The sequence below is a fragment of the Paraburkholderia sp. RL17-380-BIE-A genome (assembly GCF_046028085.1).
Taxonomy (GTDB): domain Bacteria; phylum Pseudomonadota; class Gammaproteobacteria; order Burkholderiales; family Burkholderiaceae; genus Paraburkholderia.
In genome coordinates this window covers 47,035-67,439 of record NZ_JARESQ010000025.1, presented here as the reverse complement: position 1 = coordinate 67,439, position 20,405 = coordinate 47,035, and the positions used below count along the sequence as shown (strand labels likewise).

18 protein-coding genes are annotated in these 20,405 nt (G+C 63.1%); 16 read left to right on the top strand and 2 right to left on the bottom strand.

Annotation, left to right across the window (positions count from 1 at the left end; translation table 11 throughout):
• Positions 1–6 precede the first annotated feature (6 nt).
• Entirely contained in the window at positions 7–2,586 is a 2,580-nt protein-coding gene (locus P0D68_RS31850; protein WP_408185699.1) for a [protein-PII] uridylyltransferase, read from the bottom strand.
• Positions 2,587–2,615: 29 nt separating this feature from the next.
• Positions 2,616–3,425 (bottom strand): type I methionyl aminopeptidase, encoded by an 810-nt coding sequence (gene map / locus P0D68_RS31845; protein ID WP_091793331.1) that lies wholly within the window; start codon positions 3,423–3,425, stop codon positions 2,616–2,618.
• 584 nt (positions 3,426–4,009) lie between these two features.
• Between map and rpsB the strand changes: the two genes are divergently transcribed.
• The 16 genes from rpsB (at position 4,010) to P0D68_RS31765 (ending at position 20,335) form a co-directional block, all read left to right on the top strand.
• The gene (gene rpsB, locus P0D68_RS31840; RefSeq protein WP_007181432.1) at positions 4,010–4,762 is read left to right on the top strand and encodes a 30S ribosomal protein S2; all 753 of its coding nucleotides are present in this window, start codon (positions 4,010–4,012) and stop codon (positions 4,760–4,762) included.
• Between the two features lie 205 nt (positions 4,763–4,967).
• Entirely contained in the window at positions 4,968–5,849 is an 882-nt protein-coding gene (gene tsf / locus P0D68_RS31835) for a translation elongation factor Ts (protein WP_091793333.1), read from the top strand.
• A 221-nt stretch (positions 5,850–6,070) separates the two neighbouring features.
• Positions 6,071–6,784, top strand: coding sequence for a UMP kinase (gene pyrH / locus P0D68_RS31830; protein ID WP_011488865.1), 714 nt, complete (start codon positions 6,071–6,073; stop codon positions 6,782–6,784).
• A gap of 100 nt (positions 6,785–6,884) precedes the next feature.
• Positions 6,885–7,445 (top strand): ribosome recycling factor, encoded by a 561-nt coding sequence (frr, locus tag P0D68_RS31825; RefSeq protein WP_012433445.1) that lies wholly within the window; start codon positions 6,885–6,887, stop codon positions 7,443–7,445.
• A gap of 169 nt (positions 7,446–7,614) precedes the next feature.
• Positions 7,615–8,397, top strand: a complete 783-nt coding sequence (gene uppS / locus P0D68_RS31820) for a polyprenyl diphosphate synthase (protein WP_091793334.1) — start codon at positions 7,615–7,617, stop codon at positions 8,395–8,397.
• The gene (locus tag P0D68_RS31815; protein ID WP_408302772.1) at positions 8,391–9,212 is read left to right on the top strand and encodes a phosphatidate cytidylyltransferase; all 822 of its coding nucleotides are present in this window, start codon (positions 8,391–8,393) and stop codon (positions 9,210–9,212) included. Before uppS ends, P0D68_RS31815 begins: the two co-directional genes overlap by 7 nt.
• Before the next feature lie 10 nt (positions 9,213–9,222).
• Positions 9,223–10,428: a 1-deoxy-D-xylulose-5-phosphate reductoisomerase gene (locus P0D68_RS31810; RefSeq protein ID WP_091793338.1), complete on the top strand. Its 1,206-nt coding sequence runs from the start codon at positions 9,223–9,225 to the stop codon at positions 10,426–10,428.
• A 7-nt stretch (positions 10,429–10,435) separates the two neighbouring features.
• Positions 10,436–11,821 (top strand): RIP metalloprotease RseP, encoded by a 1,386-nt coding sequence (gene rseP, locus P0D68_RS31805; protein ID WP_091800373.1) that lies wholly within the window; start codon positions 10,436–10,438, stop codon positions 11,819–11,821.
• A 67-nt stretch (positions 11,822–11,888) separates the two neighbouring features.
• On the top strand, positions 11,889–14,192 hold the full coding sequence (gene bamA / locus P0D68_RS31800; RefSeq protein ID WP_091793340.1) for an outer membrane protein assembly factor BamA: 2,304 nt from the start codon (positions 11,889–11,891) through the stop codon (positions 14,190–14,192).
• Positions 14,193–14,253: 61 nt separating this feature from the next.
• Complete coding sequence (locus P0D68_RS31795) at positions 14,254–14,775, top strand: OmpH/Skp family outer membrane protein (RefSeq protein ID WP_177205078.1); 522 nt, start codon at positions 14,254–14,256, stop codon at positions 14,773–14,775.
• Between the two features lie 75 nt (positions 14,776–14,850).
• A complete protein-coding gene (gene lpxD / locus P0D68_RS31790; RefSeq protein ID WP_408302769.1) occupies positions 14,851–15,963 on the top strand; it encodes a UDP-3-O-(3-hydroxymyristoyl)glucosamine N-acyltransferase in 1,113 nt (370 codons plus the stop codon).
• Between the two features lie 234 nt (positions 15,964–16,197).
• Positions 16,198–16,662, top strand: coding sequence for a 3-hydroxyacyl-ACP dehydratase FabZ (gene fabZ / locus P0D68_RS31785; RefSeq protein WP_006048683.1), 465 nt, complete (start codon positions 16,198–16,200; stop codon positions 16,660–16,662).
• 101 nt (positions 16,663–16,763) lie between these two features.
• Positions 16,764–17,552 carry an acyl-ACP--UDP-N-acetylglucosamine O-acyltransferase gene (gene lpxA, locus P0D68_RS31780; RefSeq protein ID WP_091793346.1) on the top strand — a complete coding sequence of 263 codons (789 nt, stop codon included), beginning with the start codon at positions 16,764–16,766 and terminating at the stop codon, positions 17,550–17,552.
• 3 nt (positions 17,553–17,555) lie between these two features.
• Positions 17,556–18,725, top strand: coding sequence for a lipid-A-disaccharide synthase (lpxB, locus tag P0D68_RS31775; RefSeq protein ID WP_091793348.1), 1,170 nt, complete (start codon positions 17,556–17,558; stop codon positions 18,723–18,725).
• Positions 18,722–19,468 (top strand): ribonuclease HII, encoded by a 747-nt coding sequence (gene rnhB, locus P0D68_RS31770; protein ID WP_408302766.1) that lies wholly within the window; start codon positions 18,722–18,724, stop codon positions 19,466–19,468. The genes lpxB and rnhB overlap by 4 nt, the downstream gene beginning before the upstream one ends.
• Before the next feature lie 81 nt (positions 19,469–19,549).
• A complete protein-coding gene (locus tag P0D68_RS31765; protein ID WP_408302764.1) occupies positions 19,550–20,335 on the top strand; it encodes a TrmH family RNA methyltransferase in 786 nt (261 codons plus the stop codon).
• Positions 20,336–20,405 lie beyond the last annotated feature (70 nt).

Here is a 20,405-nt window from a genome sequence, read left to right as displayed (position 1 = left end):
GAAATCTCACACTGCAATCGCGCGCAGCAGTTCGGTCTCGACCTGAATTTGCAGGCGGCTGTCAGACAGGCCGCGTCCATCAAGCAGGAACACGTCTTCGACGCGTTCGCCGAGCGTATTGATCCGCGCCGAAGCGACGCCGACCCGATGCTCGGCCAGCACGCGCGCAATCGAATAAAGAAGGCCTGGCCGGTCGTTCGCCGACACGGACAGGATGTAATATTGGCCGCGCTCGTCGGCCCGAAGATCGACGCGCGGCGTAACAGGGAAGGTCCGCGACAGCCGTGAAAGACGGCCTTTCGACGGTCCCGGAAGCAGGGTGCCGTCGCCGGTGAGGCGGGCGGTCAGTTCCTGTTCGACCAGATTGGCAATATCGCGATAATGCACGTCTTCTTCGGTATGCGCGACGAGGAAATTATCGAGCGCGTAACCGTGACGGGTCGTGCTGACCCGCGCATCGAGCACCGACAAGCCATTGCGGTCGAAATATGCGCAAATGCCGGCGAACAGATCGGGCTGATCCTTCACATAGACCAGCACCTGGAGCGCCTCGCCGATCGGCGACGGACGGGCCCGCACGATCGGCGTCGGCGTTTCGACATGGCGATACAGCACACGTGTTTGCCACGCGATATCCGCCGCATCGTGACGCAGGAAATAGCCGATGTCGAGCTTGTCCCATAGCGCCCTCTGCGCGCCTTCCGGCACGGTTTCGAGGCGCAGCAGCGCAAGCGCTTCTTCCTGCCGGGACTTCAGTTCCGAATGCGCATCCGGACGTGCGCCGCCGAGCACGGAGAGGGTGGCGCGGTACAGATCTTCGAGCAGCTTGCCTTTCCACGTGTTCCAGACTTTCGGACTGGTGCCGCGGATGTCGGCCACGGTCAGCAGGTAGAGCGCCGTGAGGCGGCGCTCGGTGCCGACCAGTTCGGCAAATCGCTTGATGACTTCCGGGTCGCTCGTATCCTGCTTCTGCGCGACCTGGCTCATGGTCAGATGCTGCTGGACCAGCCACACGACGAGTTCGCCGTCGTCGCCGAGAATGCCGTGATTGCGGCAGAAGCGCCGCGCGTCGGCCATGCCGAGCGTGGAATGGTCGCCGCCGCGGCCTTTGGCGATGTCGTGAAACAGCGCCGCCACGTACAGCACCCAGGGCCGGTCGAAGTTCGCGATCAGCTGGCTGCAGAACGGATATTCGTGCGCGTGCTCGGCCACGGCGAAGCGCCGCAGATTGCGCAGCACCATCAGAATGTGCTGGTCGACGGTGTAGACGTGATACAGATCGTGCTGCATCTGCCCGACAATGCGCCGGAAGTTGAGCAGATAGCGCCCCAGTACGCTGGTCTGGTTCATCAGGCGCAGTGCGTGCGTGATGCCGGCCGGCTGCTTCAGAATGTCCATGAAGAGGCGCCGGTTTTCCGGGTCCCGCCGCCAATGCTGATCCATTACGTCGCGGGCGTTGTAGATCGCGCGCAGGGTGCGCGCCGACAGGCCTTTTACGCCGGGCGTCTGTTCGTACAGCAGGAAAGCCTCGAGGATCGCGTTCGGCTCGCGCTGGAACACGTCGTCGCTGGCGATTTCCAGCATGCCCTGCTTCTCGACGAAGCGGTCCGACAGCACACGCGTCACGCCGCTCGTGCTGGGAAAGAGTTGCGCCTCGATGTTCTGGATCAGGATCGTGGCGAGTTGCGTGACAGCCTTGGCAGACCAGTAGTAGCGGCGCATGAGCTGTTCGCTCGCGCGCTTGGTGGCGGTCGGCTTGTAGCCGAAGCTCTCCGCCACCGCCGTTTGCAGGTCGAACACCATGATGTCCTGACGACGCCCGGCGATCACATGCAGCCGCGCGCGCAGCGCTTTCAGGAAACTCTCGTTGCGACGCAGTTCGCGCGCCTCGCGCTCGGTGATCAGGCCGCGCGCTTCGAGTTCGCGCCAGCTGCTGCCGAAACCGGCCGCCTGGGTGATCCACAGAATCAGTTGCAGATCGCGCAGGCCGCCCGGGCTCTCCTTGATGTTGGGTTCGAGCGAGTAAGGCGTGTCCTGGAATTTGGCGTGGCGCTGGCGCATTTCCAGGACTTTTGCCTGGAAGAAGGCTTTGGGGTCGAGCGCGTCGCGGTAACGTTTCGCGAAGTCGTCGAACAATTCCGCGCTGCCGGTTATGCGCCGTGCTTCGAGCAGCGAGGTGCGCACCGTGACGTCGTTGGCGGCTTCATCGAGGCATTGCGACACGCTGCGTACGCTGCTGCCCAGTTCGAGCCCCAAATCCCAGGCGAGACTGATAAAGCGTTCGATGCGGGCTTCCAGATGCCCGATCGGCGCGTCGGGCAGCAACACCAGAATGTCGATGTCGGAGTGCGGCGCCAGTTCGCCGCGCCCGTAGCCGCCCACCGCCAGCAAGGCCAGCTCGGGCGGCAGGTCGCAGGTGTTCCAGACGGCGCGCAGGGAATCGTCGGTGGCGCGCGCGAGCGAGGCCATCAGCGCCTCGACGTTGGTGGCCGTCCTGAAGCGTTCCAGCAGTTGGGCTTTGGCCACTTTGTACTCCGCCTTGAGCGACCTGGCAGGGGATTGGGCGAGGGCTGGAACACTACTCATTGGCAGGCGGCGGTGGGTTCGGAAGTCAGTCAGGCGGTGGCCGCGACGATCGGCGGACGCGCGGGCGTGCCGGCCGAAACGGTCAGCACGTCGTAGCCGGTTTCGGTGACGAGCACGGTATGCTCCCACTGCGCCGACAGGCTGCGGTCTTTCGTTTTGACGGTCCACTGGTCCGGCATGGTGCGGATGTCGCGGCGGCCGGCATTGATCATCGGCTCGATCGTGAAGATCATGCCGGTTTGCAGCTCGAGCCCAGTACCGGGGCGGCCGTAGTGCAGGATCTGCGGGTCTTCGTGGAACACCGTGCCGATACCGTGACCGCAATATTCGCGCACCACGCTGTAGCCCTGGCCTTCCGCATGCTTCTGGATCGCATAGCCGATGTCGCCGAGATGGGCGCCCGGACGCACCTGGTCGATGCCGAGCCACATGCATTCGAAGGTGGTCTGAACCAGACGTTTGGCCAGGATCGAGCCTTCGCCGACGATGAACATGCGGCTGGTGTCGCCGAAATAGCCTTCCTTGATGACGGTGACGTCGATATTCAGCGCGTCGCCGTTCTTCAAGGTCTTGTCGCCCGGAATGCCGTGGCAGATCACGTCGTTGACGGAAATGCAGGTGGCTTTCGGGTAGGGCGGGTAGCCGGGCGGCTGATAGTTCAGCGGCGCCGGAATCGTGCCCTGTTCCTTCAGCATGTATTCGTGGCACAGGCGGTCGAGTTCGCCAGTGGTGATGCCCGCCGTGACGAACGGCGTGATGTAGTCGAGCACTTCGCTCGCGAGTTTGCAAGCGACGCGCATCTGCGCGATATCGTGTTCGTTTTTGAGCGTAATAGCCATGAGTCGGGCCTGAAATGCGATTTATTGCGAGATTATCGCACCATATTCCTGCCGCCGCAGGCTTTTGCGACGGGAGTGACGCCTGTCGAGGGCTCGTGCGCGAGTCCCTGAGGTGGTCCCTGAGGTGGTCCATTGAGCAGGCGGCTTTCGCCGCGGTGGCGCAATGCCGCTCAGTGTCGAAGGCGCGCCGCAGTCGGCATTGCACCATGCCAGGGCGGGTTGGGTCGGCTGGCTCGGGCTAGTCGATCGGGGGCGGGCGGCGAGTACGCGGGTGCAACCGGCGGCGTCAGACAGGAGCTACCGGAGCAGGTTGAGTCGTGCAATAGTCGCGTGCTATAATCTTTGGCTAAGTCGATCTCTGTCTTGCTTTATTGCTTCATATGGTCTCCATGTGAGTGAAAAGTTTGGCGGGAGCGGCTTCTCATGGCGCTGGTTGCCTGCGCCATGAGGTGGTAAAGCATGATAAGGCAGCAGACTCGCAAGCCGGCGCACCCAGGGTGTCCGTCGCGTTCAGCCAGATAGATGAAATGGCGGCGCGGCCGATACGGCAGCCGGCTTAAGACCCAACCCTCGCGGAGATTTTCATGGCAGTTACCATGCGTCAAATGCTGGAAGCCGGTGTCCACTTCGGTCACCAAACGCGCTTCTGGAACCCGAAGATGGCCCCGTTCATTTTCGGTCATCGCAACAAGATTCACATCATCAACCTCGAAAAGACGCTGCCGATGTACAACGACGCGCTGAAGTACGCGCGTCAACTGGCGGCGAACCGCGGCACGATCCTGTTCGTGGGCACGAAGCGTCAATCGCGCGACACCATCGCTGAAGAAGCACAACGCGCTGGTATGCCGTACGTCAACGCTCGCTGGCTCGGCGGCATGCTGACCAACTTCAAGACGCTGAAGGTATCGATCAAGCGCCTGAAGGACATGGAAGCGGCGCTGGAAGCAGGCGAAACCGAACGCATGAGCAAGAAGGAAGCGCTCCTGTTCGAACGCGAAATGGCCAAGCTGCAAAAGTCGATCGGCGGCGTGAAGGACATGGGCGGCATTCCGGACGCGATCTTCGTAGTCGACGTCGGCTACCACAAGATTGCCGTGACCGAAGCCAACAAGCTCGGCATTCCGGTCATCGCCGTGGTCGACACGAACCACTCGCCGGAAGGCATCGACTACGTGATCCCGGGTAACGACGACGCCTCGAAGGCTGTCGCTCTGTACACGGCTGGCGTGGCTGACGCGATCGTTGAAGGCCGTGCGAACGCGGTCAACGAAGTGGTGCAGGCTGCACGTGGTGGCGACGGCGACGAGTTCGTCGAGGTCAACGCGGAAGCGTAAAGCTGCCCCGTGTCCGGCAAAAAAGGGGGCTTTCTACAGGCCCCCTTTTTTTAAGCCGCGATATTGTAGTAGGGTGCGGCCGGCAGTCTTCCGAGCGGTGCCCAGGCGTTGTCCGTAAAAAAGTACGCGCAACGCTGAAACGAATTCTTGCCGCCGGCATCGAAATGCGGGCGGCGTGTGACAGACGGAACTCAAGGAGCAAATGATGGCGGCAATTACCGCAAGCATGGTTGCAGAACTGCGCGCAAAGACCGACGCGCCGATGATGGAATGCAAGAAGGCGCTGACGGAAGCCGACGGCGACATGGCGCGCGCTGAAGAGCTGCTGCGCGTGAAGCTGGGCAACAAGGCCAGCAAGGCAGCGTCGCGCGTGACGGCTGAAGGCGTGGTCGCATCGTTCATCGGCGGCAATGCAGGTTCGCTGGTCGAGCTGAACTGCGAAACCGACTTCGTTTCGAAGAACGACGACTTCCTGGCTTTCTCGAAGAAGGTCGCTGAGCTGGTCGCTACGCAAAACCCGGCTGACGTCGCTGCTTTGTCGGCACTGCCGCTGGACGGCTCGACGGTCGACGCAGTGCGTCTCGCGCTGGTCGGCAAGATCGGCGAAAACCTGTCGATCCGCCGTTTCGTGCGCTTCGACACCGCCAACAAGCTGGCAGCGTACCTGCACGGCACGCGTATCGGCGTGCTGGTCGAGTACACGGGCGCGGACGAGCAGGTCGGCAAGGACGTGGCAATGCACATCGCCGCAATGAAGCCGGTTTCGCTGTCGTCGGACGACGTGCCGGCGGATCTGATCGCCAAGGAACGCAGCATTGCTGAACAGAAGGCCGCCGAATCGGGCAAGCCGGCTGAAATCGTCGCCAAGATGGTCGACGGCAGCGTGCAGAAGTACCTGAAGGAAGTGTCGCTGCTGAACCAGACGTTCGTTAAGAACGACAAGCAGACGATCGAACAGATGCTGAAGGCCGGCAACGCGAGCGTGCAGAAGTTCGCACTGTTCGTGGTCGGCGAAGGCATCGAGAAGAAGCAGGACGACTTCGCAGCTGAAGTGGCCGCTCAAGTCGCTGCTGCAAAGCAACAATAAGTCTCACCCAAGCATCACTGTTGTATCGTTGGACCCGCGGCAGAGCAAGACTTTGCCGCGGTCGGCAGCGCCGCAAGGCTGCGCGCGGGTTGACCCTCGTGGCGCAGCCGCCGCTGGCGAACCCCAGGGTTCGTCAATTTGGCGACGCTTGCCCGAATCAGCATTTCACCCCTACATTAGTCCCTTGTTGTTGCCCTGTTCTGCGCGATCTGGATACCCCTATGCCCACTGCCTATAAACGCGTCCTGCTCAAACTCTCCGGTGAAGCTCTGATGGGCGACGATGCCTTTGGCATCAATCGCGCGACCATCGAACGAATGGTGGCGGACGTGGCCGAAGTGGTCCGTCTCGGAACGCAGCTGGCCGTGGTGATCGGCGGCGGCAATATTTTCCGCGGCGTCGCGGGCGGCGCGGCGGGTATGGATCGCGCCACGGCCGACTACATGGGCATGCTGGCCACCATGATGAACGCCCTGGCGCTGCAGGACGCCATGCGCCACGCCGGTATCGAGGCGCGCGTGCAATCGGCGCTGCGCATGGACCAGGTGGTCGAGCCGTACATCCGGCCCCGCGCGATTCGCCAGCTCGAAGAAGGCAAAGTCGTGATTTTCGCGGCCGGCACCGGCAACCCGTTCTTCACGACCGACACGGCCGCAGCGCTGCGCGGCTCGGAAATCGGCGCGGAAGTCGTGCTGAAAGCAACGAAGGTGGACGGCGTCTACTCCGCCGACCCGAAGAAAGACCCGAGCGCGACCCGTTACACCACGATCAGCTTCGACGAGGCAATCGGCCGCAATCTGCAGGTCATGGACGCCACGGCGTTCGCACTGTGCCGCGACCAGAAGCTGCCGATCCGGGTGTTTTCGATCGTCAAGCCGGGCGCGCTCAAGCGCATCGTACAAGGTGAGGACGAAGGCACTCTCGTCCACGTGTAAACTCTCGTTCACATAACGTGGGCTTTGACGCGAGCCCGGGTCGCCGCATCTTGCGCGCGCTGGCCGGCTCGCACCGTTTTGAAGGTTCGGAGGTTTAAAAATGTCTGTGGCTGATATCCGAAAGGGCGCTGAACAAAAGATGCAGCGCTCCATCGACGCGTTCAAGAACGACCTGTCGAAGATCCGCACGGGCCGTGCGCATACGGGCCTGCTGGATCACATCCAGTGCGATTACTACGGTTCGCCGGTGCCGATTTCACAAGTCGCGAACCTGACGCTGATCGACGCCCGCACGATTGGCGTGCAGCCGTGGGAAAAGAAGATGGTTCAGGTCGTCGAAAAGGCGATCCGCGAGTCGGACCTCGGCCTGAACCCGGCCACGCAAGGCGACGTGATTCGCGTGCCGATGCCCGCGTTGACCGAAGAGCGCCGCCGCGAACTGACCAAAGTGGTCAAGAGCGAAGCGGAAACGGCCAAGGTCGCCGTGCGCAATTTGCGCCGTGATGCAAACGAGCAACTGAAAAAGCTCGTGAAGGACAAAGAAATTTCGGAAGACGACGAGCGTCGTGCCGGTGACGACGTTCAGAAGCTGACGGACAAGTTCGTTGCCGAAATCGACAAACTCGTCGTGACGAAAGAAGCCGAGATCATGACGGTCTGAGGCCGGTCGCCTCTCAGAAAAACGCCGGGCCGCCCCAGGTTTTCCGCCCCGCAGGACATCCCCTTCGGGGATTGCCCCCTCGGGCGGCTGGCGTGAAGCGCCAGGTTTGGGGGCACTCGGTACTTTCAGGGTTTCCACTTCTTTATTTGCAGTCACTGTCCCGACGGCCATGACCTATACCAGCTCAACCGTGCGCGTGCCTGATGTCGCCGCGGTGCCGCGACATATCGCGATCATCATGGACGGCAACGGCCGTTGGGCCACCCAGCGGCGCCTGCCGCGCGTGGCGGGCCATACGCGCGGCGTCGACGCGGTGCGTGCGGCCGTCGAGGCGTGCGCCCGTCAGGGTGTCGAATATCTGACGCTGTTCGCTTTCAGCTCGGAAAACTGGCGTCGTCCCAACGACGAAGTGTCGTTCCTGATGCGCCTGTTCGTGACCGCGCTGGAGCGCGAGATCGGCAAACTGCACGCCAACGGCATCCGTTTGCGGGTAGTGGGCGATCTGTCGCGCTTCGATACGCGCATCCGCGACCTGATCAAGCGCGCGGAGACCAAGACCGCGCGCAATACCCGCCTTACACTCACGATCGCCGCGAACTACGGCGGCCGCTGGGACATCATGCAGGCCACCCGCAAGCTCGCCGAACAGTCGGCGCTGGCGGGCAAGGCGGTCGAGGTGACCGAGGAATCGTTCGCCGAGCACCTCTCCATGGCTTATGCGCCGGAGCCGGATCTGTTCATCCGCACCGGCGGCGAGCGCCGTGTCAGCAACTTCCTGCTGTGGCAGCTCGCTTACACCGAGTTCTACTTCACCGACACGTTCTGGCCGGATTTCGACGCCGACGCGCTCGGCCACGCCATCGCTTCGTACGCGGAGCGCGAACGCCGCTTCGGCCGCACCAGTGCTCAACTCGAGCCGCAATCGCAAAACGTCGATTCGCTTCCATGCTAAAAACCCGTGTCATCACGGCGATCATCCTGCTGGCGGTCTTCCTGCCGGTGACGTTGTTCGCGCCGGTGGGTGCGTTCGGCGCGCTTATCGCCTTCGTCGTCGTGTTCGCCGCATGGGAGTGGGCGCGCCTGCTCAAGCTGGGCGGCGCGGGCCCGGTCATTTATGCGCTGGTGGCCGCGGTGGCGCTCGTCGCCAGCACGCGCCTTGGCACCGGTATCGAGCAGGCGAGGCCGCTCTTTCAGGCGGCCGCGATTTTCTGGGTGATCGCCGGTCCGTTCGTGCTGTTGCGCAAGCCCACGCTCGCCCAGGGCGCATGGCGCTCCTTTCTGTTTGTTGCCGGCATTGTGGTATTCGTCGCGTGCTGGCATGCTCTCGTCGCCGCGCGCATGCAGGGCGTGCCGTTCGTGCTGTCGTTGCTGCTATTGGTATGGCTGGCCGATATCGGCGCATACTTCTCGGGAAAAGCATTCGGAAAACACAAGCTGGCACCTGCCATCAGTCCGGGTAAGACTTGGGAGGGCGCGATCGGCGGCTGGCTGGTGGTGATGATCGTCGCGGCGGCGGCGGTCTTTTTGCATGCGTTCGAGCCGACCCTGTATTCTGCGTTGCTGGCGCATCGGGGCGCCGTGCGCACGTTGCTCGCCCTGACCCTGCTGGTCGTTTTCAGTGTGGTGGGCGACCTGTTCGAATCCATGATGAAACGCCAGGCCGGTGTGAAAGATTCAAGCGGCCTGTTGCCGGGGCACGGTGGCGTGCTCGACCGCATCGACGCATTGTTGCCGGTGCTGCCGCTTGCCATGCTGCTGCTCGGCTAGAGAAAGAGATATGCAAAAACGTCTGACACTGCTCGGTTCCACGGGCTCGATTGGAGACAGCACGCTCGACGTCGTCGCGCGTCATCCCGAGCGTTTTTCGGTGTATGCGCTGAGCGCGCATCGCAACGGCGACAAGCTCGTCGAGCAATGCCTGCGCTTTCAGCCCGAAGTCGCGGTGGTCGGCGACGCCGACACGGCCGCCAGCGTCGCCGCGAAATTGCGCGAGGCGGGTTGCAAGACCGAGGTCACGTACGGACCGCAGGCGCTCGTCGACGTGTCGAAGAGCGACGGCTGCGATACGGTGGTAGCGGCGATCGTCGGCGCGGCCGGCCTCGCGCCGAGCCTTGCCGCCGCGCGCGCCGGCAAACGCATCCTGCTCGCCAACAAGGAAGCGCTGGTCATGTCCGGCGCGATCTTCATGGACGCGGTGCGCGACAACGGCGCCGTCCTGCTGCCGGTGGACAGCGAGCACAACGCGATTTTCCAATGCCTGCCGCGCGAAGCCGCGCTGCACGGCGGCGTCTCCAAGATCATTCTGACCGCTTCGGGCGGCCCGTTCCGTACGCGCGAACCGGCCACACTCGTCGACGTCACGCCGGAAGAAGCCTGTAAGCATCCGAACTGGGTCATGGGCCGCAAGATCTCGGTCGACTCGGCCACCATGATGAACAAGGGCCTCGAAGTGATCGAGGCGCACTGGCTGTTCGATCTGCCGGGCGAGCGCATCGACGTGCTGATTCACCCGCAAAGCGTGATCCACTCGATGGTCTCGTACGCCGACGGTTCGGTGCTCGCGCAGCTTGGCAATCCCGACATGCGCACGCCGATCGCCCATGCGCTGGCGTTTCCGGATCGCGTCGATTCGGGCGTGGCGCAACTCGATCTGCTGCAGGTCGCGTCGTTGTCGTTCGAAAAGCCGGATTACACGCGCTTTCCGTGTCTCGCCCTTGCTGTCAAGGCACTCGCCGAGGGAGGCCTCGCGAGCGCGGCGCTGAACGCCGCGAACGAAATAGCGGTGGAGGCTTTCCTCGCGCGCCAGATCGGTTTCATGGCGATTGCCCAAGTGGTCGACGCGGTGCTCAACGCGCTGCCGAACCGCAGCGCGCACGCGCTCGAGGACGTGATCGAAGCGGATGCCGCCGCGCGTCGCGCCGCTGCCGAATTCATCGCGCGTCTGCCCGACGGCGCCCGTCGCACGGAACGCGCCGTCCAGTGAGGCGCTCATGAACCTGCTGATCGAACTGCTCGCCTTCGCGGTCGCGATTGGCGTACTCGTGGTCGTCCACGAATATGGGCATTACAGCGTGGCACGCCTGTGCGGCGTCAAGGTGCTGCGCTTTTCGATCGGCTTCGGCAAGCCGCTGTTCCAGTGGGTGAGCCCGAAGACGGGCACCGAATGGACCATTGCCGCGCTGCCGCTCGGCGGCTACGTGAAGATGCTCGACGAGCGCGAAAACAGCGCCGAGCCGATTCCCGTGGAAGCATTGCCGCATGCGTTCAACCGGCAGTCCGTGTGGCGCCGTTTTGCGATTGTCGCGGCCGGCCCGGTCGCGAACTTCCTTCTGGCGATCGTGCTGTTCGCGCTCGTCTTCGCCACCGGCGTGACGGAGCCGGCGGCCGTGGTCGCGGCGCCCGCGCCGAATACACCCGCGGCGCTCGCCGGCTTCGACGGCGGCGAGACGATCGTTGCCGTGCGTGCCGAGAACGCCGGCCAATCCGAGCCGGTGCGCTCATGGTCGGACCTGCGGTGGAAACTGCTGGGTGCGGCATTCGATCACAAGCGCGTCGTTCTGAGCGCGAAAGACGCGCACGGCACGTCGGACTTTCAACTCGATCTGCGCGGCCTCACCGAAAAAGACGTCGACGACGACTTCATGTCGCATCTCGGTTTCGAGCCGGGTGGTGGCAAGCTGACGGTGGCCGGTGTGCAGCCGGGCAGCGCGGCGCAAAAGGCTGGGCTCGTCGCCGGCGATCGTCTGCGCGCCGTCGACGGAATTCCGACCGAAAATGCCACGGCCTTTATCGCTTATGTAAAATCGCACGCCGGCAAACCAGTCACGTTGCAGGTCGAGCGCGGAGGTAAGGCGGCGGGCAAGCTCGAAGACGTGAACATCGTCCCGCAGGCGCAGCGTGACGAAGCGACGGGCCAGCAGATCGGTCGCATCGGCGCGGAACTGGCTACCCAGGTGCCGTCGATCGACGTGCACTATGGGCCGGTTGAAAGCCTGCAACTGGGCGCGCGCCGCACGTGGGATCTCGCGGTGTATTCGGTGCGGATGTTCGGCAGGATGATCGTGGGCGAAGCATCGCTCAAGAATCTTTCCGGGCCGGTGACGATCGCCGATTACGCAGGAAAGAGCGCACGTCTAGGTCCTTCTGCATTCCTGTCGTTCCTGGCCCTTGTCAGTATTAGTCTTGGCGTACTGAACCTGTTACCAATTCCGGTATTGGACGGGGGTCATCTGTTATATTATTTGGTTGAAGCTGTTACCGGTAAAGTTGTCTCCGATCGCTGGCAACTCGTTTTTCAGAGGGCGGGTCTCGCCTGCATCGTCGCGTTGTCGGCGATCGCGCTGTTCAACGATCTGGCTCGTTTAATCCATTTTTAAAGTGTTCGGCGGCGTTCACGATGGCGACCGCCCGACCTGATGCAGCTATACACACTGGGGAAGCACGTTGTTTAAACCTCATCGCTTTGTTCCAAAGACGGTTATAGCCGCGGCATTCGCCGCGCATGGGCTGGTTGCTCACGCAACGACGCCCTTCGTGGTGCAAGACATCCGGATCGAGGGATTGCAACGCGTCGAACCTGGTACCGTGTTCGCCTACCTGCCCATCAAGCAGGGCGACACCTTCAGCGACGACAAGGCATCGGAGGCCATTCGCGCCCTGTATGCCACGGGCTTCTTCAACGACGTCAAGATCGCGACCGAAGGCAATGTCGTCATCGTGCAGGTGCTGGAACGTCCGGCTATCGGCACGATCGACTTCGCCGGCATTCATGAGTTCGACAAGGAAAACCTGACCAAGGCGCTGCGCGCGGTCGGCTTGTCGCAAGGCCGTTATTACGACAAGGCGCTCGTCGACAAGGCCGAGCAGGAACTGAAGCGTCAGTACCTCACGCGCGGTTATTACGCCGCCGAGGTCACCACCACGATCACGCCGATCGACCGCAACCGTGTGTCGGTGCTGTTCTCGGTGGCCGAAGGTCCGAGCGCGAAGATCCGCCAGATCAACTTCATCGGCAACAAGGCGTTCAGCACGGGTACGCTGCGCGACGAAATGCAGCTGTCCACGCCGAACTGGTTCTCGTGGTACACGAAGAACGACCTGTACGCGAAAGACAAGCTCACCGGCGACCTCGAAAACGTCCGCTCGTATTACCTGAATCGCGGCTACCTCGAGTTCAACATCGACTCGACTCAGGTCTCGATCTCGCCGGACAAGAAGGACATGTATCTGACGGTCACGCTGCATGAAGGCGAGCCGTACACGATTTCGAGCATCAAGCTGGCAGGCAATCTGCTCGACCGCGAGCCGGAGCTGGCCAAGCTCATCAAGATCAAACCGGGTGACCGCTTCTCGGCTGAAAAGCTGCAAGCCACCACCAAGGCGATCGTCGACAAGCTGGGCGAATACGGCTATGCGTTCGCTACCGTCAACGCGCAGCCGCAGATCGATCAGTCCAACCACAAGGTCGACCTGACGCTGCAGGTGGACCCGAGCCGCCGCGTCTACGTGCGCCGCATCAACGTGGTGGGCAACACCCGCACGCGTGACGAAGTGGTGCGCCGCGAAATGCGCCAGCTCGAAAGCTCGTGGTTCGATTCGAACCGCCTCGCGCTGTCGAAAGACCGGATCAACCGTCTTGGCTACTTCACGGACGTCGACGTGACCACGGTGCCGGTGGAAGGCACGCCGGACCAGGTCGATGTGGACGTCAAGGTGGCGGAAAAGCCGACTGGCGCGATCACGCTGGGTGCGGGCTTTTCGTCGACCGACAAGGTGGTGCTCTCGGCAGGCGTCTCGCAGGACAACGTGTTCGGCTCGGGTACGAGTCTCGCGGTGAACGTGAATACCGCGAAGACGTACCGCACGTTGACGGTCACGCAAGTCGATCCGTACTTTACGGTCGACGGTATCAAGCGGATTACCGACGTTTATTACCGTACGTATCAGCCGCTGTATTACTCCACGGATTCGAGCTTCAAGATCGTCACGATCGGTGGTGACCTGAAGTTCGGTATTCCGTTCTCCGAAGTGGACACGGTTTACTTCGGCGCCGGCCTCGAGCAGAACCAGCTCGACATCGACTCGAACACGCCGCAAAGCTATATCGACTACGTGCACGAATTCGGCCGTGTGTCGAACAACGTGCCGATCACGGTAGGCTGGTCGCGCGACGCGCGTGACAGCGCACTGGTGCCGAGTCGCGGTTACTTCACGCAGGCGAACGCCGAATACGGCACGCCGATCGGTGGCACGCAGTACTACAAGGCCGACATCAACGCGCAGTACTATTACTCGTTCTCGCGCGGGTTCGTGCTGGGCTTCAACTTCCAGGGCGGTTACGGTAACGGCCTCGGCGGCAAGCCTTATCCGATTTTCAAGAACTACTATGCGGGCGGTATCGGTTCGGTGCGGGGCTACGAGCCGAGCTCGCTGGGTCCGCGCGACGCCAAGACGAACGACCCGATCGGCGGCTCGAAGCTGCTGGTGGGTAACGTCGAGTTGACGTTCCCGCTGCCGGGCACGGGTTACGACCGCACGCTGCGTGTCTTCACGTTCCTCGACGCTGGTAACGTGTGGGGCACGGAAGGTAACAGCATCGGCGCCAACGGTCTGCGTTACGGCTACGGTGTCGGTCTGGCGTGGATCTCGCCGATCGGTCCGCTGAAGCTGAGCCTGGGCTTCCCGCTCACGAAGCATACGGGCGACCAGTATCAGAAATTCCAGTTCCAGATCGGGACGGCGTTCTGATCGGGCGGGTGGCGGCTCGGCCAGAAGCGGCTGGCCAAACTACAGTATCGAGAGGATGACTTTGCTAACCGGTATGTTTTCGAAACGTGTGGCGTGCGCGCTGGCGCTGGCAATGACCTTGGGGGTCGGGGTGGCGCATGCGCAGGAGGCGAGGATCGCGGCGGTGAACTCCGACCGGATCCTGCGCGAATCCGCTGCTGCGAAGGCCGCGCAGGTCAAGCTCGAGGCAGAGTTCGCCAAGCGTGACAAGGACTTGGCCGACATGGCGCAGAAGCTGAAGTCGATGTCCGACTCCCTCGACAAGAACGGCGCGTCCATGTCGCCCGCCGATCGCGCGCAAAAACAGCGCGATCTGTCGCAACTGGACACGGATTTCCAGCGCAAGCAACGTGAGTTTCGCGAGGATCTGAACCAGCGCCGCAACGAAGAACTGGCGGCGGTGCTCGACCGCGCCAACAAGGTGATCAAGCAGATCGCAGAGGCCCAGCACTACGACCTGATCGTCCAGGAAGCGGTGTACGTGAGCCCGCGCATCGACATCACCGATCAGGTGCTCAAGGCGCTGGCGGCGTCGGGTAACTGAATGCTGCAGCGGGGCAGGTCGCCCGGCAACAGCAGATCTGACAAGTTGGACTGAACGGTAGGAGACAGGATAGGCATGGCATTTACGCTCGAGGACATCGTCCAACGGTTCGGCGGTGAAGTAGTCGGAAACGGTTCGCAGCGCGTCGGCAGTCTCGCGCCGCTCGACCAGGCGGGCCCGGACCAGCTGGCGTTCCTCGCCAATCCGAAGTACCTGTCGCAGGTCGAAACGACCCGTGCGGGCGCGGTGTTGATCAACGCCGGCGACCTCGCCAAACTCGCTTCCCGCGAGAATCGTAACTTCATCGTCACGCCGAATCCGTACGCTTACTTTGCGCGGGTCGCGCAGACCTTCATCGACCTCGCATCGCCCAAGGCGGTGCCAGGCGTGCATCCGAGCGCAACCATCGACCCGTCGGCGCAGATTGCCGCGAGCGCGGTGATCGGTCCGCACGTCACGGTCGAGGCGGGTGCGGTGATTGGCGAAAACGTGCGGCTCGACGCCAATGTCGTGATCGGCCGTGGCACGCGCATCGGCGCGGGTTCACATCTCTATCCCAATGTCGCGGTGTACTACGGTTGCAAGCTCGGCGAGCGCGTGATCGTGCACGCGGGCGCGGTGATCGGCTCGGACGGTTTCGGCTTCGCGCCGGATTTCGTCGGCGAGGGTGACGCGCGCACCGGCAGCTGGGTGAAGATTCCGCAGGTGGGCGGCGTGTCGATCGCGGCAGACGTCGAAATCGGTGCGAACACCACCATCGACCGCGGCGCAATGGCGGACACCATCATCGAAGAGTGCGTGAAGATCGACAATCTCGTGCAGATCGGTCACAACTGCAAGGTCGGTGCCTATACGGTGATCGCCGGCTGCGCGGGCATTGCGGGCAGTACCACGATCGGCCGCCATTGCATGATCGGCGGCGCGGTCGGGATCGCCGGTCACGTCACGCTGGCCGATTACGTGATCGTCACGGCCAAGTCGGGCGTCTCGAAATCGCTGTTGAAGCCTGGTATGTACACCAGTGCCTTCCCGGCCGTGAACCATGCAGACTGGAACAAGAGCGCGGCATTGCTGCGTAACATCGACAAACTCCGCGATCGTATCAAGGCGCTTGAAAACGCCGCGGCCGAGAAAGAAGGCAGCCCGGCCGCCAATGCAGCAAGCCGTTCCGCAGACGACCAGGCCTGAGAGGCACCAGGGTAACTCTTAGGCCGACTCGCGGGACAATTCGCCATGCATTTCGCAGGGCAACCTGCCGGCACCGCGTAAAATAGCGGGCGAGCATCAGGAAGCAAAGTCGGTTGCCGTGACCGGGTGGCACGGCCGCCGGGTCATGGCGAGCGCCGGCAGCATGCGTTATCAACCCACCTGCACCAGCATCCGCAGTCATCATCGCGCAGTCAATGCGCGAGTAGAAACACCATGAGCACCGAAAAAATCAATCTCGACATTCATAAGATTCTCACGCTGCTGCCACATCGTTACCCGATCCTGCTGGTCGACCGGGTGCTCGAACTTGAGCCGCACAAGAGCATCAAAGCGTTGAAGAACGTGTCGATCAACGAACCGTATTTCCAGGGGCACTTCCCGACGCGTCCGGTGATGCCGGGTGTGCTGATTCTCGAAGCGCTCGCGCAAACGGCGGCTCTGCTGACGTTTTCTGAAGAGCCGAGCGACCCGTCGAACACGCTGTATCTGTTCGTCGGCATCGACAACGCGCGCTTCAAGCGCGTGGTGGAACCGGGCGATCAGCTGATCCTGAACTGCACGTTCGAGCGTCATATGCGCGGCATCTGGAAGTTCAAGGCGCGCGCCGAAGTGGATGGCGTGGTAGCGGCGGAAGCCGACCTGATGTGCGCGGTGCGGCACACGGACAAGGACGCTTGACGCGCTAGCCAGTGTCCGGGCGGTCGGCGGCGTGATACACACGCTGGCCGCTTCGCCAGATGCCCATCCAGACAACGCAACAGAATCAGAAGCGAGGACGCATGAGCAGGATTCATCCCACTGCGATCGTCGAACCGGGCGCACAACTCGACGAATCCGTCGAAGTCGGACCGTATGCCGTGATCGGCGCACATGTGACGATCGGCGCGCGGACCACGATCGGTTCGCACAGCGTGATCGAAGGTCACACCACGCTCGGCGAAGACAACCGGATCGGCCACTACGCATCGGTTGGCGGCCGTCCGCAGGACATGAAGTACAACAACGAGCCGACCCGGCTCGTCATCGGCAATCGCAACACGATCCGCGAGTTCACCACGATCCACACCGGCACGGTGCAGGACGCGGGCGTCACCACGCTCGGTGACGACAACTGGATCATGGCGTACGTGCACATCGGGCACGATTGCCACGTGGGCAGCAACGTCATTCTGTCGAGCAATGCGCAGATGGCCGGCCACGTCACGATCGGCGACCACGCGATCGTCGGCGGCATGTCGGGCGTGCATCAGTTCGTGCGCATCGGCGCGCATTCCATGCTGGGCGGCGCCTCGGCGCTGGTTCAGGACATTCCGCCGTTCGTGATCGCCGCCGGCAACAAGGCGGAGCCGCACGGCATCAACGTCGAAGGCCTGCGCCGCCGCGGTTTTTCGCCGGACGCCATCTCGGCGCTGCGCGCGGCTTATCGCGTGCTGTACAAGAACGGCCTGTCGCTGGAAGAGGCGAAGGTGCAACTGCGCGAACTCGCGTCCGCGGGCGGCGACGGTGACGAACCGGTGCAGACGCTGCTCGCGTTCGTCGAAGCGTCGCAACGCGGCATCATTCGCTAACCGATGGCATTGCAACCCAGTCCACTGCGCGTGGCGATGGTGGCCGGCGAACCGTCCGGCGACCTGCTGGCGGCGTCGCTGCTCGACGGTCTCGCGAGCCGTTTGCCGGCCGGTACCCAGTACTACGGAATCGGCGGCCCACGCATGATCGCCACGGGCTTCGACGCCCATTTTCCGATGGAAAAGCTGTCGGTGCGCGGCTATGTCGAGGCACTGAAGCACATTCCCGGCATTCTCGGCATCCGCAACGAACTGAAGCGCCAGTTGCTGGCCGAGCCGCCCTCGGTGTTCGTCGGCGTGGATGCGCCCGATTTCAACTTCGGGCTCGAGCATCCGTTGCGCGACGCCGGCATTCCGACCGTTCACTTCGTGTGTCCGTCCATCTGGGCGTGGCGCGGTGGCCGCATCAAGAAGATCGCCAAGGCGGTCGACCACATGCTGTGCGTGTTCCCGTTCGAAACGGCGCTGCTGGAAAAGGCGGGCGTCGCGGCATCGTACGTCGGGCATCCGCTTGCCGACGAGATTCCGCTCGTACCCGACACGCTCGGCGCGCGCCGGGCGCTGGGGCTGGCCGAAGAGGGCCCGATCATCGCGGTGCTGCCGGGTAGCCGGCGCTCGGAGATCGATCTGATCGGCCCGACGTTCTTCGCCGCGATGGAGATGATGCAGCACCAGGAGCCCGGTCTGCGCTTCGTCATGCCGGCGGCCACGCCGGCGCTGCGCGAGATGCTGCGGCCGCTGGTGGATTCGCACCCCGGCCTTGCGCTGACGATTACCGACGGTCAGTCGCAGCTCGCCATGACCGCGGCTGACGCGATCCTCGTGAAGAGCGGCACCGTGACGCTGGAAGCCGCGCTGCTGAAAAAGCCGATGGTGATCTCGTACAAGGTGCCTTGGCTGACCGGCCAGATCATGCGCCGTCAAGGGTATCTGCCCTATGTCGGTCTGCCGAACATCCTTGCGGGGCGTTTCGTGGTGCCGGAGATCCTGCAGCACTTCGCCACGCCGCAGGCGCTGGCCGAAGCCACGCTGAAACAGTTGCGCGACGAGACCAACCGGCGCACGCTGACGGAAATCTTCACGGAGATGCATCACGTGCTGAAGCAGAACACCGCGCAGCGCGCGGCGGAAGTCGTGGCGAGCGTCATCGAAAAGCGCAAGGGGCGGCCGTGACCGGCGCACGCGCACCGCGCCGCAAAACCGTTGCCGGAGCGGCGGCCCAGCAGGTCGGCCTGAACTTCGAGACGCCGGAGGACATTGTCTGCGGCGTGGACGAAGCGGGGCGCGGACCGCTAGCCGGCCCGGTGGTGGCAGCGGCGGTGATTTTCGATCCGGCCAAGCCGATGATTCGCGGCCTCGACGATTCCAAAGCGCTGACCGCGAAGAAGCGCGACGAGCTGTATGACAAGATCGTCGACCGTGCGCTCGCTTACTGCATCGCTTCGGCATCGGTCGAAGAAATCGATTCGCTGAATATTCTGCACGCCACCATGCTGGCGATGAAGCGCGCCGTGGAAGGCCTGTCTGTCGTGCCGACGCTCGTGAAAGTCGACGGCAATCGCTGTCCGACACTGAGCGTTCGCAGTGAAGCGGTGATCGGCGGCGACGCGCTCGTGAAGAGCATCTCCGCGGCGTCGATTCTTGCCAAGGTCACGCGTGACCGCATGCTGCTCGAATTGCACCAGACGTATCCCGTGTACGGCTTCAATGCGCATGCCGGTTACGGCACGCCGCAGCATCTCGCGGCGTTGCGCGAACATGGACCTTGTGAGCATCATCGGCGTTCGTTCGCGCCGGTGCGTGAGGCGCATCTGCGGTTGCGTACCGGCGTGCCGCTGCCGGCCCGCGACGTGATCGTCGTATCCGAAGTGATGTTCGACGACGACGCCTTCGGCGAACGCAGCAGCGCCGTCTGAGCTTGACGCGAACGTCGCGCGAGCGCTTCATTAGCGGCGCGTGTCACAACCCTTTCCTCATTCTCACTGTCTTCGCTGCCTGTGAAAGCCATCACCTCGCGGGACAATCCGCTCTATAAACGCCTGAAGGCATTGGCCGGCTCGACGCATCAACAGCGCAAGAGCGGCCACGCGCTGCTCGAAGGGTTTCATCTCGCGAGCGCGTATCTCGACGTCGCCGGGCAACCGGAAATGTGCATCGTCACCGACGGCGCGCTGCGCCATGACGAAGCGCAGGCGATCGTTGCACGCATCGAAGATCACCGTGTCGTGACGCTGCCGGACGCTTTATTCGGGCAGTTGTCGAATGTCGTGCACGGTGTGGGCATACTGCTGCTGGTCGAAAAGCTCGACACGCCGCTGCCCGACAACGTCGCGCAAACCTGCCTCGTACTCGACGGCGTGCAGGACGCGGGCAACGTCGGCTCGATTCTGCGCAGCGCGGCGGCCGCCGGCATTCAGCAGGTGTTCTGCGCGCCGGGGACGGCGTACGCGTGGTCCTCGAAGGTCTTGCGCTCCGGCATGGGCGCGCATTTCCTCCTGCAGATTCATGAGGACGTGGAAGCGCCGGCGCTGATCGAGCGCCTCGCGGTGCCGATCGTCATTACGGATTCGCACGGCGCCGAGGCGATCTACGACTGCGATCTGAGCGGAGCGCTCGCGTGGGTGTTCGGCAACGAAGGGGCAGGCGTTTCGCAGATCTGGCGCCACGCGGTCTCGTTGCGGGTGGCGATTCCCCAGCCGGGCGGCATGGAGTCGTTGAATGTGGCGGCTGCGGCGGCTGTATGCGTGTTCGAGCAATGCCGCCAGCAGCGCGGGCGGGTTTGACGCCCTTCGCCAGACGCCTTTCGTTTGGCGCCGTGTTTTGACACGCGCGCGCTGCCGCGCGTGTCTCCTC

What these genes read in the sequence shown, in the direction of transcription:
- map (WP_091793331.1), bottom strand. Translation starts at nt 3,425, where the DNA reads ATGGCTATTACGCTCAAAAACGAACACGATATCGCGCAGATGCGCGTC.
- rpsB (WP_007181432.1), top strand. Translation starts at nt 4,010, where the DNA reads ATGGCAGTTACCATGCGTCAAATGCTGGAAGCCGGTGTCCACTTCGGT.
- tsf (WP_091793333.1), top strand. Translation starts at nt 4,968, where the DNA reads ATGGCGGCAATTACCGCAAGCATGGTTGCAGAACTGCGCGCAAAGACC.
- lpxB (WP_091793348.1), top strand. Translation starts at nt 17,556, where the DNA reads ATGGCATTGCAACCCAGTCCACTGCGCGTGGCGATGGTGGCCGGCGAA.
- P0D68_RS31810 (WP_091793338.1), top strand. Translation starts at nt 9,223, where the DNA reads ATGCAAAAACGTCTGACACTGCTCGGTTCCACGGGCTCGATTGGAGAC.
- frr (WP_012433445.1), top strand. Translation starts at nt 6,885, where the DNA reads ATGTCTGTGGCTGATATCCGAAAGGGCGCTGAACAAAAGATGCAGCGC.
- rseP (WP_091800373.1), top strand. Translation starts at nt 10,436, where the DNA reads ATGAACCTGCTGATCGAACTGCTCGCCTTCGCGGTCGCGATTGGCGTA.
- P0D68_RS31815 (WP_408302772.1), top strand. Translation starts at nt 8,391, where the DNA reads ATGCTAAAAACCCGTGTCATCACGGCGATCATCCTGCTGGCGGTCTTC.
- P0D68_RS31850 (WP_408185699.1), bottom strand. Translation starts at nt 2,586, where the DNA reads ATGAGTAGTGTTCCAGCCCTCGCCCAATCCCCTGCCAGGTCGCTCAAG.
- fabZ (WP_006048683.1), top strand. Translation starts at nt 16,198, where the DNA reads ATGAGCACCGAAAAAATCAATCTCGACATTCATAAGATTCTCACGCTG.
- uppS (WP_091793334.1), top strand. Translation starts at nt 7,615, where the DNA reads ATGACCTATACCAGCTCAACCGTGCGCGTGCCTGATGTCGCCGCGGTG.
- lpxD (WP_408302769.1), top strand. Translation starts at nt 14,851, where the DNA reads ATGGCATTTACGCTCGAGGACATCGTCCAACGGTTCGGCGGTGAAGTA.
- pyrH (WP_011488865.1), top strand. Translation starts at nt 6,071, where the DNA reads ATGCCCACTGCCTATAAACGCGTCCTGCTCAAACTCTCCGGTGAAGCT.
- lpxA (WP_091793346.1), top strand. Translation starts at nt 16,764, where the DNA reads ATGAGCAGGATTCATCCCACTGCGATCGTCGAACCGGGCGCACAACTC.